The following is a 14,230-nucleotide window of genomic DNA, read 5'->3' on the forward strand; positions in this document are numbered from 1 at the left end:
TTTCCGCCGGCGTTCTGCTTTCGGCATATGCCTCAGACCTGGGCGCTGACGTTGTCCTAGCGATTGTCTCCTGCCTTACGTGATGAGAAGGCCCGCCAGCGTGAACCGGCGAGCGCAGTCACAAACCTGTGGCACGCCCATTGCAAAATTAGCGCTAACTGGGATTTCAGTGCTCAGTTTGAGAATGAGGCGCTGCCGGGACATGTATTTCGAGCTCGGCAGCGTTCTATTTTGAGACTAGTGGGACAGCCAGCCATGCGTCATCATCCACTGGTGGGCTCCCGGGAGTGCTAGGCCCGCCAGCGTGCACTGGTGGCCCCTGAAACCTTCCTAGGTTTCGTGCGTAGGACCTATATCCGAGGTTTTTGTTAGGTCCCATCTCGGGGCTGGAAATGAACACCGCCGCCGGGACATGTATTTGAGCCCGGTGGCGTATTTCCTTCTCTGCTTCCTTCTTCTCCTAGCATGCCGTCAGTCGCTCCCAGTCACGCTTCCTGTGCGTTCAGCGCCGCCGCTTCATGCTGCCCCTGCTTGAACCCGGCTCCTACGCCCGACTCTACTCGGATCTGCTCCTAGATGCCGGCGCCGGTGAAGGCGGCGAAGGTGTCGCGAACACGCGCGGACATAGCCGACCAAGATCCCACCGTCTCGATGAAGCTGCCGAAACCAGGCCCTGTCGCTGCACCTCATGCAGGCTGCGCTCTCGCCGACACCGACGTCCAGTTTAGCGAGAGTTCTGAGATCGACGGGGGCGAGATGTTTGCCCATGCTTGCAAGGTCGGGCTCGAAGGCGTCGTCTCCAAGTGCGTGACAGCAATTGTCCGTCGCGAAGCTGAATTGAGGGTCGGCCAAAAGATGCACGCGGCTTTCGAAGCCCCTGCAAGTCTAATGGCTGGAGCTTCGGGCAATGAAATAGTCCGTCAGTATCGACGGCATGTCGCGGCGAATGCGAAGCGACTTGGCGGGCTCAATTCGGGTCGGCGTCGAAAACGTGCGCTCAGGCGGATCGCTGTCCAGACGGAACTAGCTTAACGGCATTAGGTGAGAGAAACTGACGGATTAAAAGCCGTCAAAGACGTTCGAAGTTGCAAAGGTACGACAGGGGATCAACGAACATGAGATGTCGGCCTCAGTAAGTGGGACTTTCGGAACGTCGCGCTGCATAGCAGGTTGTCGTCTGGCAACGACCTTGGTCGATCGTCATCCTTGGAGTGTCAGATGAGCAAACGTAAACCGGCAACGGCGTCAAAGCACGCCCGCCGCCCGAGAATGGTCGCGAAGGCCCAACGGACTGCGCAAGCTATTATCAGGAGCCCGAAAGCGGGCGTTCCGCCCGTGAGCGCAGATTCGCAGCAAGACGCCCTCCCCGTTAAGAATCCGCTTCTTGTCACGGATGCAGCCTTACAAAATGACTCCAAACAGATGACGGAAAACAATTCAAAGAGAGGGGTTGATATTCTTTCTTCAGCCAACGCAAACGTGCGAGCTTATCAAGCGCAGCTACTGGAAATGGCACAAACCAACATGCAATTTGCTTTTGAATTCGCTCAAAGGCTTGCGATGATTAAGGCGCCCCTAGAATTTCCCGGAGCTATGGCGGAATCTGGGTGATGACGGTGTGAGGAAGGCGGCGTATCGAGGCGGGTGACGAGCCTGCCAGAACCTCTCGAGGAGAGCGATACGCCATGACCGAGACTACCAATGTTCTTGCTTTCCGTCAGCCGTCCGCGGTTGATGATCCACTGACCGATATCGTTCGTGCCGGCGCGCGGGACCTGCTTGCCAGGGCGATCGAGATCGAGGTTGGCGCGTTTCTGGCCAGCACGGCCAATCTGACGCTGCCCGACGGTCGAGCGCGCCTGGTCCGACATGGGCACGGTCCGGTGCGCGAGATTGCGACCGGCATCGGTCCGGTGGAGGTCGCTCGTCCCAAGGTCCGCGACCGCGGAGCGAGCGGGCCAGGCGACCGCCTCCGCTTCAGTTCGGCAATCCTGCCGCTATGGGCGCGGCGGACGAAGAGCCTGGATGCCTTGATCCCGGTCCTCTATTTGCGCGGCATCTCGACCGGCGACTTCCAGGAGGCGCTCTCGGCGCTGCTCGGCAAGGATGCGCCGAACCTGTCGCCTTCGGTGATCGCCGGCCTGAAGGCCGATTGGCAGGTCGAGTACGAACGCTGGCAGAGACGCGATCTGTCGGCGCGTCGCTATGTCTACATCTGGGCCGATGGCGTGTACCTGCAGGCCCGCATGGAAGATCACAGCGAATGCATGCTGGTGCTGATTGGCACCACGCCGGAAGGCAAGAAGGAGCTGATCGGCTTCCAGGTCGGCGTGCGCGAGAGCGCGCAGAGCTGGCGCGAACTCCTGATCGACCTGCGGCAACGCGGGTTACGGATTGCCCCGCAACTCGCCATCGGCGACGGCGCCCTCGGCTTCTGGAAGGCACTGGACGAGGCCTTTCCCGGCACGCGGCACCAACGATGCTGGTGCCATAAAGTGAGCAACGTACTCGACAAGGTCGCCAAATCCGTGCAGGGCCCCATGAAGAACGACCTGCGGAACATCTATCTGGCCCCACACCGGGCCGAAGCTGAAACCGCGATCGACGTCTTCGTCGAGAAATACCACGTCAAATACGGACGTGCGGTGGAGTGCCTGATCAAGGATCGCCATGCGCTGCTCGCCTTCTTCGACTTCCCTGCTGAGCACTGGATCCACCTACGCAGCTCGAACCCGATCGAGAGCGTCTTCGCCACGGTGCGCCACCGAACGGTGCGGACCAAGGGATCGCTGTCGCAACAAACTGCGAAGCTGATGGTGTTCAAGCTCATCGACGCCGCATCGAAGACCTGGCGGCGATTGAAGAGCACGAACCAGTTGCCGAAAGTCATCGCCGGTGTAAAGTTCATCGACGGAATCGAAGTCATTCCGAACACTGAAAGCCACGCCGCCTGATCAGGCCGCGTCACCCAAAATCAGCCATAGCTCAATTTCCCGGTGTAATCGCAGAATTCACAAACAAGCGGATCGCCATGTTCCGGAAGCATTCCTCGGAGATGGCTGAACTAAGTACCAAATCGTGGACTTTCTAAAAGCCAAGCTCACCCCAATTAAGGACGTTTCCGCTCTGCACCGATAGCGGCCTTTCGGATAGTTACTATTGGCCCATGCCCGAACCAGCTAATCGTGTTCAGAGATGCTTCTGAACCCGAAGCGGGACGACGAGAGTAGTATCAGGCTCTACGTCAGACGTATCCACTGACGCGCAACACCCGCATTGAATAGATCAGCTCTTCAATTCCAGCGAGAAACGACTGCGAGAACTGCGCATGCCGGAAGGCTTTCGGGGTGGAGATCGACAAGAACGGCTGGCGCCCACTGAGGCGCGTGTACGGGTGAGTGGCCCCAAGCGCCTCCGGGGCTCGAGAGGAGCGGAGACGCCGGGACCGCCACGACGCACCGGCTCAAGGCTGGGCGTCGGTAGATATTCTCCGCCCCTGGATTCATCGCAGGCTCTAACAAATGTTGAGCGTTCGAGATTAACTTTGCCGAGAACTCTTCTCTCATGTCGGCGGACGAGCCAACCGTCTATCTGGTCGCCAACGACTTTGGACAGGCTGGCCGTGCCTGGCGCGAAGCCGACCTTGAGACTACGAATCTCGAAACCGTCATTCAAGATCTCCTCGTCGGCGATATTGCAGGTCGATCAAGGTCGTCGCCGTCAACATGGAGAGCGCTGGTCCGAGAGGGATGTTGCATCGCTGCAATGTGCAACTGAGCGACGTCCCGTCGTATCTCAGGAGTTCACAAGCCTGCGCCTCGTATAGCGATGGCCTTCCAACGGAAAAAGCTGGAAGCGCATGGCATCAAGGCGCCGTTTCCCGTTTCGTGCAGCCGGCACTCGCCTCCGCGATCGAGCGATGGATTCACGAAATCAAGTTCGACGGCTATCGGGCGCAGGTCCAGATGCCCACGAAGTCGTCAAGGTCTTCACGCGGTGCGGCCACGGGCTGGACCTGTCGCATCCCTAGCCGCTTGCGCCGTCGGCCGATCGCGACCATGGTAACGAAGAGGAGCGCTCTCAAACAAACAAAAAGTCATTCGCCGTCATCAAGTCGGTGAAGTTTGCAAGCGTTACCTGATCAGCTCCCGCCATGATAATGGTGCTAGTTCCGCTCTGGGTGATGACAAGGTCACCAAACGAGTGCACACCCGCAACGTCAATGAAAGCGATCCTATCATCCTGGCATTGGCTGAAATCTTGGATGAGATTGTTGGCTCCAACAGTCATTAGACCATTGTCCTTGAATACAAACGTATCGGAACCTCCATGAGCATTGCCGCTCAGTTCACCATCTCCCCACATCTCATTGCTGACTGTGCAACCTTGCCCAGCCGTCCCCGCGTATAGGACATCGCTGCCGCCCTTAGCACGACCTGAAATTTGCGCCGCATCGCCCCATAAGAAGTTGTCGACCCGGCCGCTGTCAACGGCGTGGCCCCCGAAGATAAGATCATCGCCTCCTTGGGTCGCCCCGCCCATGACTTGCGCGTCTCCATAGAGCTGGTTCACAACATCCGTCAACGAACTGTCGCCGCCGCTGAGACTGTCATTACCTCCGCTGGTAGCGTCGAGCATCGTAACAGCATCGCCAACGGCGAAGTTCTTGGTACCCTGCAACGTCGCAAGGTCGTTCCCGCCTTGCGCATGGCCGGACATTGTGGCGCCGGCGTCCCCGTAAAAAGACACCGTGGAGCCGCCCTCGTTTATGAAAGTATCGTTGCCACCCTTGGCAAAGCCGGAGATGTCACCGCCGGCATCGCCATAGAAGGTCTTTGACATGATCGCCCCACCGGAGCCCGTGAAACGGTCGTCGCCTCCCTCAGCATGGCCGGACATGTTGCCTCCGGCATCACCGTAGAACACCTGCGTTGCGAACAAGGCCCCGTTGAAGGTGTCGTTGCCACCTTTGCTGTGGCCGGTCATGTCACCGCCGGCATCCCCGTAGAATGTGTTGCTTGAGTCCGTTCTGGCGGTGAATGAGTCATCGCCGCCCTGGGCGTGACCGGACATGTTGCTTCCGCTATCACCAAAAAAGATGTTTCCAGCCTGCCTAGAGCCCTGAAAGCTGTCGTCCCCGCCCTTGCTATGGCCAGACATGTCGCCGCCCGCGTCACCGTAAAAGGTGTGGGTGCCGCCCTGTACCGTCTGGGTTATGAAGCTGTCATCGCCGCCCTGAGAATGACCCGACATGGCGCCGCCAGCGTCGCCGAAGAACGTATTGATTTGCTGTCTGCCGGTACCACTCAAGAAGGTATCGTTGCCGCCCTTACTTTGGTCCGACATGTCGGCACCCGCGTCGCCGTAGGCAGTGACACTGGTCGCGGTGAGTCCGTTAAAAATGTCATCGCCGCCCTGAGCAGAATCGAAAATACTGCCGACCACGTCCCCATAGAATGTGTAGTTGGAAGGTCCGATTTCATCGAAAGTGTCGTTCCCTCCCTTCGAGAAGTCGAACATGCTGCCACCAGCATCACCGAACGAGGTCGGTGCGCCTGGGGTGCCTATCAGGTTGTCGTCGGTGCCGAATTGATGATTGACCAGGTCACCCGGGGTAAGCGGAACAGGCTGCCTGCGCATCGGAAGTCCTCCTCGGCTGCATCCAATACAATCTTAGGCTGTTTCGTCAGGCTAGCGAACCAACTATAAGTGGGTACATCCTTTAAGCCATCCCGTCCTAGAGGCCGAAGACGTCGCGTCTCGCTTCATCTAACCGGGATGAGGTATGGGCGGCTAGATCCGCTTTGGGTCACACGGCGACATGCCGAGATCTCGCCACGTGACAACTACATGCCGTAGCTTGCTCTTCCTGGTGCGGCTCCGAGACCCATCAATTCCCGATAGCGCAACAGCACGGCTTCGCGTAGCGCACGGCTTGAGCTCGATACGGAGCCGACTCCTAAGACGATCAGCAGCAAGCCCAACCAGGTCACCGCCCAGCCCCTCCCCTCATCGCCGGCCCCCCTAGGGCCCATGCCCACCGGCAGAACCGGGGGCATCGAGGCAGCAGCGGCGTCACTCGCAGCCGCAAGAAGCTTCTCTACGTCAACTTGGGGCGGCACGGAGAACTCCGACGTGAGCTGGTTGGTACGCCGATGCAGATCGGGTACCGCTGGTATCGGGGCCGTCGTGCTCGTTCCAAGTTCGGAAGCAGCCTCAGCTACTTTGAATTCAGGGACAGGGGGCTGAGACTGCTCGGCCGGTCTGGGCCGCAGCAACTCTACGCGCGCGTCAACGACCGGGCTCCGCTTACGACTAGCCACGGGATCTTTAGCTATGCGAGAACGAACGGGCTTCTTCACCGTCGCAATGCCCTCGGCCAGGAACCAACATTTGCGGCGACCATCGACTCGATAGACCCAATGCTGGCCATCGGGGACCGAGTCGCCGGGCCGCGCCAAGCATTCCGCTCGCGCCGGATAGGTCGGAGCACGTGCGCGCGGAGCGATATTGAACAAGTCGTCAAGAGGGTCGGAGGACGCGGGCGTCGTTGAAAGAATTCCAGCGAGAGCAAAACCAGCGAAGCAAAATCTCAAATAACCGGACATCGAAAACTCCCGGTGTATCGCCCCCACCCCCTCGACCCTTCGCGCCGACATGGGCGGCCATACGGCTCAAAACTGGCGGCGCAAGGGATTCATTGTGTTCGTGACTAGTCCGGGTCCGAAGCAGCCGCAGCTGCGACGTGCAGCAGCCTGCCAAATCTCTTTCGCCGCGGCACTCGGACCGTGGCTTACGACCGTGGATGAGCTGAGGATTTGGCCGATCAGTTGCCATATCCCTTTGCACGTGCGGAAGAATGCGGCCAGGGTGCGAAGGAGTGGATATCCGCAAACGTTAATGGATCGGCCTGCAGGCGCTGTTTTCCGCGTTTACTGTTCGTATGTGCGTTGCAGAGCTACTGCCGTTGGGGCATCAGCGGAGGTGAATCCTACCCTAGCTAGCCTGCTCAGTCCGCTTCAACCTGAGCCAGGAGCCGACTAGTTAGTAAGATTCGCGTTTGAACTCTCCCGCGCCGTCATTACTGTGACTGGATTGCCAATTGCCTTTCCCGCCGCGCGGATGGTGTCAATGAACAGCTTCGCGGCCGGGTTCAAACCAATCGGACCACCATGTCCTCTAGCTCCAAAGCTAGTATCGCCAAGAAAGCGCGCACGAAGGCTGAAGCGGATTTTGCCACCTGGCTCATGATGGCCAAGCTCGGTGGTTTCGATGACCTGCCGTCCAGCGCCCAAAGCTTTCTGACTAACTATCGAACTCGGCTCGAGACAATGAGCGAGGCCGAGTCCACGGCCCTAGCCGTTCGCGAGGTCTACAGCGCTTATTACAGCGAGATGGGAGGCGTGGGCGCGCCCCCGGAACCAAAGGCTCGCACACCAATGACAGAGGGCAAAGTCGTGCGGCTCGAGAAACGGCCCAATCAGCCCGGTCTATCGGCTGCACTGCATTCGACGAAGCCAATGATCCGAAAACCCCTTCCAGCACTGCTGATTTTCGCGAGCATGGTGGCTCTGATTGTCGCATATAGATTTCTGGCGCAGTAACACTGCTCGCGGATTGTGGGGACGAAGTGCCGCTCACAGTAACCGCGGACATCGCTGCACTTCGCATTTGTGCCAAAGGCGGAAGTGATCCCGACTCGCGGCGTCGCGAAACGGCGATTGTGCGACACATTGAGAATGCGGCCGCCGCGCCGGCCCCTCCCCATTTTGGCTGCGGGGGCGAGCCACGTCCTCGTGTGCCGTCGGAGACGGGCAATGACCATAAGAGCCTTTTGCACGCTCGCCGCCGCCATCTTTGCCTTGAGCGCGCTTTTGTAGTTGATCCGGATTGTGATGGATGGTCCGTCACCTTGAATGGCGTCGATGTGCCGTTTTGGGTGAGCTGGATTGCCGTCACCGTGGCGGGCGCGTTGAGCTTCGTCGGTTTCCGCGCCGCCATGCGCAGCTAGTTGCTGGCAGAGCCCACCCGGGCCGATCTGTCGCCGGGCAGCGGAGCCACTTCCCTACTCGCGGATATCGAGCCGTCGTGCTCTACCGCGACAGCGGCTTAGTGCAATTCGCGTCGGTTTGGCATACCTGCATCCATGTCCGGTCTTCCCCGAACAGCCGACGCCGAAGTGATGGGTACGCTTCGACGCTAAGGGCCAAAGTCGGACTCAGGCGGCTACTAGGATGGGCTGTCCGAGTCTACCGGAACCGTGAAGTGAAAAATGGCGCCGCGGCCTTTATCGGCGGTCACCCATACTTGTCCTTCATGCGCCTCGATGATCGACCGGCAGATTGACAGCCCCATGCCCATGCCATCCGTTTTGGTCGTGAACATCGGGTTGAATATCCGATCCACGGCGCCGCCGGGCTCTAGACCTTCCCCCGTGTCTTCTACCGATACCATCACGTATCTGAAGTGATGGACTTCAGACCTTATGGATAGGACCCGCTCCCCATTCTTCGTGGCCATGGAGTCAATTGCGTTCGTAATCAAATTCACCAGCACTTGCTGGAGCTGAACCTGTTCGCCTCTTATCCGCGGTAGCCGTTTGTTAACGTCAGCTTGAACGGCGACCCGATGTCTCCGCAATTGGTCACGGACGACGGCCAGAGCTTCCTGGATGACATCGTCGATATCGAGCGAAGTCCGGGTCCGTGCACCCGTCTTGAAATGCACCCGGATATTTTCGATCACGGCGTCCGCATGGTGTCCGGTGGTCACGACGCGCCGAAATGCATTCCTGGCACTATCGAGGTCAGGCTCGACACGATCAAGCCAGTGCAATCCCGCGTTGGCACTGGCTATGATCGCCGTTAATGGCTGTTTGATTTCGTGGGCAATTGAAGCCGAGACGGCGTCGCCGGTCATCAGCCGCGCCTCACGTTCGCGACGTTGCGCCAGGACCGCGCCGAGCAGCTGCGCGTGAAGCGTCGTTATCTCATACAGCAGGATAAAGAGAACAAGAATGCTAGACACGAACCCGAAGACCCGGCCAGCATACCAGCCGGCGCTGAACCGGGCAAAACCGGGAAACGAGACCAGATAGATCTCAATTGCATATGCGCAAACAACCACCATCAGCCACAGATCGAGCACCGAACGCTGGCGCATCCAGAGCAAAGTGAGCGCAACTGCGTTCCACAGGATTAGACAACTGGCAATATAGAGCGCGAGAGTAGAAAAATGGACCGGGTCGAGCATGATGCGGGGCAAGTATGCCTCACCCACTGTGACAAGAACTGTCACGGCACACACAACGGCTGACGTCATCGCAACACTCGAAAGAATCGTCGCGCCCACTGAGCCCTCCCACAATCGCTTGGGCGGATCGGCAACCTTCAAAAGGGTATATGCGATGACGAACGTAGGAAAACCGGCGTACCTTAGAGCGTTGAGCCAATCCGTGCTCTGTAGCCCCGCGCCAAGCAGGCCAACTGGCGCGAACGCCCCTGGAAAGACCAGCATCCAGGGGACAAGCATGAGACCCGTGAAGAGATACCCGGTTGAGATTGCGAGGAGGGCACTCGAACGCAGGGTGGCGAACTGGTTGAACAGCAGGACCGCGGTGATCATGTCATTCACGAACATCGCCGTGCCGTAGGCCGGGACGAAGCTATCGATCCGCGCCAGCTGGACGTTCGAGAGCACCCCTGCCAAGATTAAGACGACGCCCAGGAAAGCGAGCATGACCGCAAGGGCAAGCCGTTTCTGCGCCCGGCCGGGCGGTAAGGTCGCAAGGGCGAAAGACTGATCCTCCGGGATAATGACGGCGGGCTTCATCATCGGAGCGAATCTTCCCAGCGGCTGGAACGCGCGGCACGAAGCTGCCCTGAGTTTCGTCTGGACGGAGCGTATGTTTTCGAGACGATGTTTTCAACTTGCCGAAGACGCGCTTGCAGGGTTTCAGTGGCCTGCTGCTAGTCCGGACCGGGCGGCACTTAAAGGTCCGCTTCGGGTCAAAATGCGAAGAACTCAGAGTGAGCAAAGTCAGTCCGCTCTACTCCACTAAGCGGACCTCAATGAAAGGTGTCGCCACTTCGCTGATGGGCCAAGGGCTGACTCATCCAATGCAGCAAACGGCACTCTTACTTGATCACCTCATCGATATCAGGATCACTTGCCTCCGTTCCCGGCATTGGTGAGCGCAGAGTGCATGGCGTAGACCGCAATTGCCGCTATGAGACCCGTGACAAAGAGCCCGAGAAAGCCAATTCCTATCGCAAGTGCGCGCGTCAACGTCTGCCTCGGGACGAGATCACCGTAACCAATTGTAAGGCCGGTAATGAAAGTAAAATAGACTGCATCCCCGAGAGACCAGCCCTCAACAAAACCAGTCAGCAAGCCCAGGGCAAGCTGAATCGCCAGAATTGCCGACAACACCGGCCACGTCACGTGAATGGCATGACCAAGCGCCAAGAAAAAGCGCCGCTGCAACGTTTTCGGTGTTGGTCGGTTCATGTCGGGGCGATCTCCGCAAATGCCGCGCTGCAGAAGTGGCGCAGCTCATCAACGGATCGACACAAAATTTAGTTCGGGCACTTCGCGGTTAGAAGCTCCGTGTCCCGATTGCTGCTGTGGACCCTCACGTACTACCGCCCATCTGATCGCGCCGATTTGTCAGGGCCGCTGGCGCTCGCGAGAAACACGTCGTGCTTGGGAAACTTCTCGAATAATTCCGACGGTTGGGCGAAATTGACGGCGAGCACGTCAGCGGGGTTGCCGGCAATCCACTGCGACAGATTGATCGTCTCGTAAGTGCCGGCGTTGAACCCGATCAGGATGCGCGCAGGCGTATTGCCAACATTTTCGATCGAGTGCCCGTAGCCCTGCGGAATGTCGCCAACGTCGCCTTTCTCCAGCGTCTCGACGCGGAACCGTCCGTGGGAGCCGAACAGGGTGACGGACACCCGCCCGTCGATTACGTATTGCCACTCGTCCGCGTTAGGATGCCAGTGCAGCTCGCGTAACGCACCAGGATCGAGATCGAGGATGACGCCGGTCACGGTCGTCGAGATCGGGAACCGACTGGCATCGACGCGCCACTCCCGGCCGCCCTTGTAGACCCCGTGTGGTTCCTGGGCGAGCAAACGGTATTTGTGCGTCTGCGGCGGCAGATTCACGCCTTGCAACGGGGCGGCCGGCTGTGCCGGAGCGATTGCCCCGCGGGCAAAATAGACCTCCGTCTTCGGAAACGAGTCAAACGTCGCCGCGGGCACGCCGAAGTTCTTGGCCAGAAGAGTCTTCGGCGCGTGGCCGATCCAGTCCGTGATGCTGAAGGTGCCGAACTCGGAAAAGTACCCGTTGTCGAAAATGAGAATAAAGTGGCAGGGCTGGCTACCGAGACACTGCAGCATGTGGCCGTGCCCGCGGGGAAAGTACCAGATATCGCCAGGTTCGAATTCGTTGGTCTCCGCCCGGCCCTGCGGATCGATGACCGTGGTGCGAACGCCGCCCTCGATGACGAATGCCCATTCGGCTGCTGTGGCGTGCCAATGAAGCTCGCGCATCGCGCCAGGTTCGAGCCGCATGGAGACCCCAGCGATGCCTTTGGAGATCGGCAGCTGCTTGACCGTCGCCTCCTTGCCGGAACTTTCGCCGATGACTTTTCCCTCGGATTTCTCCAAGGCGAACTTGAAGGTCGGCAGGTCATCGGCCGCGAGAAGCGGATCGGGGACGTTGTTCATGAAGCTCGGATCGCCGGCCAGCGCTGGCTTTGCCGCGGCCACAGCCGCCGCAGCAAGCGCTGAGCCGATAAGAACGTCACGCCGCTGCACGTTTGACATGATGATATCTCCATGATGGCGTTGATCGTGATGTACCGAAACCACGCGCCCGCTCGGGCCATTCATTGCGGCAGGTTGCCCCGACACCTGATGTCGCACTACCGAGCGACCGCGGTAAGTTGCTGGAAATATTTAGACCGCTCGCGGGCCGGCGCCCCGAATGCCTTGCCTCCTTTTGATGCAATGTTACAACTGGTCAAAACCACCGTACAGCGGTGTTAGTGTCAGCTTCGGGTCAGAAGCGGCCCATCACGACCAGGCCGCGCGACGTCCGCTCTAGACTCCCAAGCGGCCGCACATAAGGACAAACCCCTAGGCCACCTGCAGCACCGACGGGGCCCTCGCGACCCCGTTTTTATTTGCGGCCGATGGTCGTAGCCTCCACGTCCATGATCGCAGCCTTGGACGAGGGACATGTCGGTGGCTATTCGGTCGCTTATGGCCGCGACGATACTTATTTCCCGGTCTACGTCACGGCGGCGCTGGCCGCGATCTTCTGCACGGCCGCGCTTCTCACCGGCGCGCTCTACTGGCTTGCGCTCGCGGCGCTCGCGGCCGGGTTTACCTATTACAACATTCCGCTGCTCGAGACCGGCCGGCCCACGATCGGCGCGAACCAATACGGCATCTTCATCCAGGCCTTCGGCCTGATCCGGTGGCGCGCCATCGAGCGCATCGATCTTGTCGAGATCGCCGAGCGCGCCATGACGGTGCATGAACTCCAGATCGTGCTGAACGCACCGCTCACCAGCGCGCTGGTGGCCGACTGGCGCAAGCAGCCGTTCTGGCGCTGGTTGATGCGCCTGCCCTGGCGGATGAGCCACACCAACATGGTGCGGATCAATGTCGAGCCGTTCGATCAGCCGCCGGACATGATCCATCGCACCTTCCTGCGGATGTGGCGCTACTACCGCAGCTAGCGACCACGCATGCATCACGTCCTCAGCACGAGGTGTGCGTAGGCCTCTGCCCTCATGCCGTAGGTCCATGCGACCGCTTCGCGCGCCGTGCGCAGATTGGCCGGCACCTGGAGGAAGAAATGCCTGCGCGTGCCGTCCGGCTCGGGCGTGGCGTTGACGACCTCCACGGCCGCCCAAGGCGTCCGCGGCGAGCCAGTTGCGGCGCCACAGGATTCCGGTCTCGTCCTCGGCCACACAGGTGGCGCCGCCGAGCGCGACGTAACGTTCCGGCGTCATGATCTCGATCATGCAGCGGCGGACCTGGACGTCGACTTGCTCGTCGATCGCAGCGAGCGTGATCCGGTCCCGATGTTCTATGATCCAGCGGGGCACCTCCACCCCGCGCCAGGCCCAGATCGACCAGCCGTCGGGATAACGCAGTGCCGGACCGCTGGCGTGATCCAGCCGGTCGCGCGCGTCACCGCACATGAGGTTCGGTCGCTCCGCGGGCCAGCAGGTGTACTCGTGCGGCTGTAGCCAGCCCACGCTCGTCGCGAGCTGCATCAGGCCGCGCAGCGGCTCCGCCTCTGCGTGCAGACCAAGGACCTCGCGGAGATAGTCATAAGCGCCAAGCCACGACAGATCGTGCGGCCCCGCTGCGCAGGTCGAAAAGCCCCGCGGAGCAGCGAGCGCCTGTAACACGCCGGAGAACGACAGGCCGGTTCAGCGCAGCTGGCCCAGCATGGACAGATTTTGCTCCGGCACGCTGCGTATCACCGCGTCGGCCGCAGCGGCGACCAGCAGGTCGGCGGGATCGACTGCGCTGTCGACTGCGGCAAGCACCTTCCGGTGAACCCGCGCTTCAACCTGCGAAGCTATGCGCCGGCGCAGGCGATCGAGGAGACGAAAGCGCACATTGCCGCCGTCGCCCTGCGACATCCGGCCGGCAAGCCCGGACAGCGCCAGCGGGCTGTCGCACCATACGATGCGGGCCGGCGGCTCCAGTCCTGCGGCCTCATAGGCAAGACGCACGCCCTGCTCCGCGGTGTCGCGATCGGCAGGCGCCGTCGAGCGTCGGATGGCTCTCCACCGCGCGCGGTAATCGCCCAACGCCGCCATCTGCCCGCAGACAGCGCCTGCTCAGTCGGCGAGGACGCGCGCATCCCGAGGCCCCAGTTCACGCTGGCGGCGCACCCCATAGGTCCCTCGCGGCAGCGTCAGCGGCGCATGCTCCTGATGCGTCACCCGCGCATAGGCCGAGGCGATCTGGAGATGCCCGAGATAGAGCCCGGCCGGAATGTCGCGCGCCAGATCGTCGTCGCGAAACAGCGTCACGCGCTCGTGGATCGCATGACAATGTCCCGTGGCCTCGCCCTCCAGCAGGACCAGAGGCGCACCTTCGGCGATTTCGGCGAGCGTTCCCGATGGCGCTACATCGGGTACCCGCTCGATCAGCAGGTCACCTTGCGCAAAAATCTCGGCCATCGTGCCTTCTCC

Annotated in this window: 11 protein-coding genes and 2 pseudogenes; 5 read left to right on the forward strand and 8 right to left on the reverse strand. The window is 60.3% G+C overall.

Annotated elements, in window-relative coordinates; genetic code table 11:
• Window positions 1-702 precede the first annotated feature (702 nt).
• From J4G43_RS40450 to J4G43_RS40465, 3 genes and pseudogenes are all read left to right on the forward strand, one after another.
• Window positions 703-804 (forward strand): annotated as a pseudogene (locus J4G43_RS40450) (DNA ligase); the annotation flags it as partial.
• Between the two features lie 414 nt (window positions 805-1,218).
• A complete protein-coding gene (locus J4G43_RS40460; RefSeq protein WP_208088298.1) occupies window positions 1,219-1,611 on the forward strand; it encodes a Phasin protein in 393 nt (130 codons plus the stop codon).
• A gap of 74 nt (window positions 1,612-1,685) precedes the next feature.
• Complete coding sequence (locus J4G43_RS40465; protein WP_038952271.1) at window positions 1,686-2,954, forward strand: IS256 family transposase; 1,269 nt, start codon at window positions 1,686-1,688, stop codon at window positions 2,952-2,954.
• 1,126 nt (window positions 2,955-4,080) lie between these two features.
• Here J4G43_RS40465 and J4G43_RS40470 read toward each other — a convergent pair.
• Window positions 4,081-5,640, reverse strand: a complete 1,560-nt coding sequence (locus J4G43_RS40470) for a hypothetical protein (protein ID WP_208088299.1) — start codon at window positions 5,638-5,640, stop codon at window positions 4,081-4,083.
• Window positions 5,641-7,172: 1,532 nt separating this feature from the next.
• On the opposite strand from J4G43_RS40470, the gene J4G43_RS40475 reads away from it, so the two are divergent.
• Window positions 7,173-7,604 (forward strand): hypothetical protein, encoded by a 432-nt coding sequence (locus J4G43_RS40475; protein ID WP_208088300.1) that lies wholly within the window; start codon window positions 7,173-7,175, stop codon window positions 7,602-7,604.
• A 625-nt stretch (window positions 7,605-8,229) separates the two neighbouring features.
• Here the strand turns inward: J4G43_RS40475 and J4G43_RS40480 are convergent.
• The 3 genes from J4G43_RS40480 to J4G43_RS40490 form a co-directional block, all read right to left on the reverse strand.
• The gene (locus J4G43_RS40480; protein WP_225005383.1) at window positions 8,230-9,834 is read right to left on the reverse strand and encodes an MASE4 domain-containing protein; all 1,605 of its coding nucleotides are present in this window, start codon (window positions 9,832-9,834) and stop codon (window positions 8,230-8,232) included.
• A gap of 330 nt (window positions 9,835-10,164) precedes the next feature.
• Window positions 10,165-10,509: a potassium channel family protein gene (locus J4G43_RS40485; protein ID WP_225005387.1), complete on the reverse strand. Its 345-nt coding sequence runs from the start codon at window positions 10,507-10,509 to the stop codon at window positions 10,165-10,167.
• A 131-nt stretch (window positions 10,510-10,640) separates the two neighbouring features.
• Window positions 10,641-11,834, reverse strand: a complete 1,194-nt coding sequence (locus tag J4G43_RS40490) for a cupin domain-containing protein (protein WP_208088301.1) — start codon at window positions 11,832-11,834, stop codon at window positions 10,641-10,643.
• A gap of 389 nt (window positions 11,835-12,223) precedes the next feature.
• Here J4G43_RS40490 and J4G43_RS40495 point away from each other — a divergent pair, with 389 nt between their 5' ends.
• Window positions 12,224-12,754, forward strand: a complete 531-nt coding sequence (locus J4G43_RS40495) for a hypothetical protein (protein WP_135178336.1) — start codon at window positions 12,224-12,226, stop codon at window positions 12,752-12,754.
• A 14-nt stretch (window positions 12,755-12,768) separates the two neighbouring features.
• On the opposite strand, the gene J4G43_RS40500 is transcribed toward J4G43_RS40495, so the two are convergent.
• The 4 genes and pseudogenes from J4G43_RS40500 to J4G43_RS40510 all read right to left on the reverse strand — a co-directional run bounded on the left by J4G43_RS40500 (window position 12,769) and on the right by J4G43_RS40510 (window position 14,218).
• Window positions 12,769-12,921, reverse strand: coding sequence for a DUF6745 domain-containing protein (locus J4G43_RS40500; protein WP_208088302.1), 153 nt, complete (start codon window positions 12,919-12,921; stop codon window positions 12,769-12,771).
• Window positions 12,922-13,009: 88 nt separating this feature from the next.
• Window positions 13,010-13,435 (reverse strand): annotated as a pseudogene (locus J4G43_RS56165) (DUF6745 domain-containing protein); the annotation flags it as partial.
• 21 nt (window positions 13,436-13,456) lie between these two features.
• Entirely contained in the window at window positions 13,457-13,765 is a 309-nt protein-coding gene (locus tag J4G43_RS40505; RefSeq protein WP_208088303.1) for a hypothetical protein, read from the reverse strand.
• Window positions 13,766-13,873: 108 nt separating this feature from the next.
• On the reverse strand, window positions 13,874-14,218 hold the full coding sequence (locus tag J4G43_RS40510; RefSeq protein WP_208088304.1) for a DUF8820 family protein: 345 nt from the start codon (window positions 14,216-14,218) through the stop codon (window positions 13,874-13,876).
• Window positions 14,219-14,230: the final 12 nt, after the last annotated feature.

The organism is Bradyrhizobium barranii subsp. barranii, assembly GCF_017565645.3.
In the GTDB taxonomy this organism is placed as follows: Bacteria; Pseudomonadota; Alphaproteobacteria; order Rhizobiales; family Xanthobacteraceae; genus Bradyrhizobium; species Bradyrhizobium barranii.

Coding starts and splice junctions, on each gene's coding strand:
- J4G43_RS40460 (WP_208088298.1), top strand. CDS start 1,219: ATGAGCAAACGTAAACCGGCAACGGCGTCAAAGCACGCCCGCCGCCCG.
- J4G43_RS40465 (WP_038952271.1), top strand. CDS start 1,686: ATGACCGAGACTACCAATGTTCTTGCTTTCCGTCAGCCGTCCGCGGTT.
- J4G43_RS40470 (WP_208088299.1), bottom strand. CDS start 5,640: ATGCGCAGGCAGCCTGTTCCGCTTACCCCGGGTGACCTGGTCAATCAT.
- J4G43_RS40475 (WP_208088300.1), top strand. CDS start 7,173: ATGTCCTCTAGCTCCAAAGCTAGTATCGCCAAGAAAGCGCGCACGAAG.
- J4G43_RS40480 (WP_225005383.1), bottom strand. CDS start 9,834: ATGATGAAGCCCGCCGTCATTATCCCGGAGGATCAGTCTTTCGCCCTT.
- J4G43_RS40485 (WP_225005387.1), bottom strand. CDS start 10,509: ATGAACCGACCAACACCGAAAACGTTGCAGCGGCGCTTTTTCTTGGCG.
- J4G43_RS40490 (WP_208088301.1), bottom strand. CDS start 11,834: ATGTCAAACGTGCAGCGGCGTGACGTTCTTATCGGCTCAGCGCTTGCT.
- J4G43_RS40495 (WP_135178336.1), top strand. CDS start 12,224: ATGATCGCAGCCTTGGACGAGGGACATGTCGGTGGCTATTCGGTCGCT.
- J4G43_RS40510 (WP_208088304.1), bottom strand. CDS start 14,218: ATGGCCGAGATTTTTGCGCAAGGTGACCTGCTGATCGAGCGGGTACCC.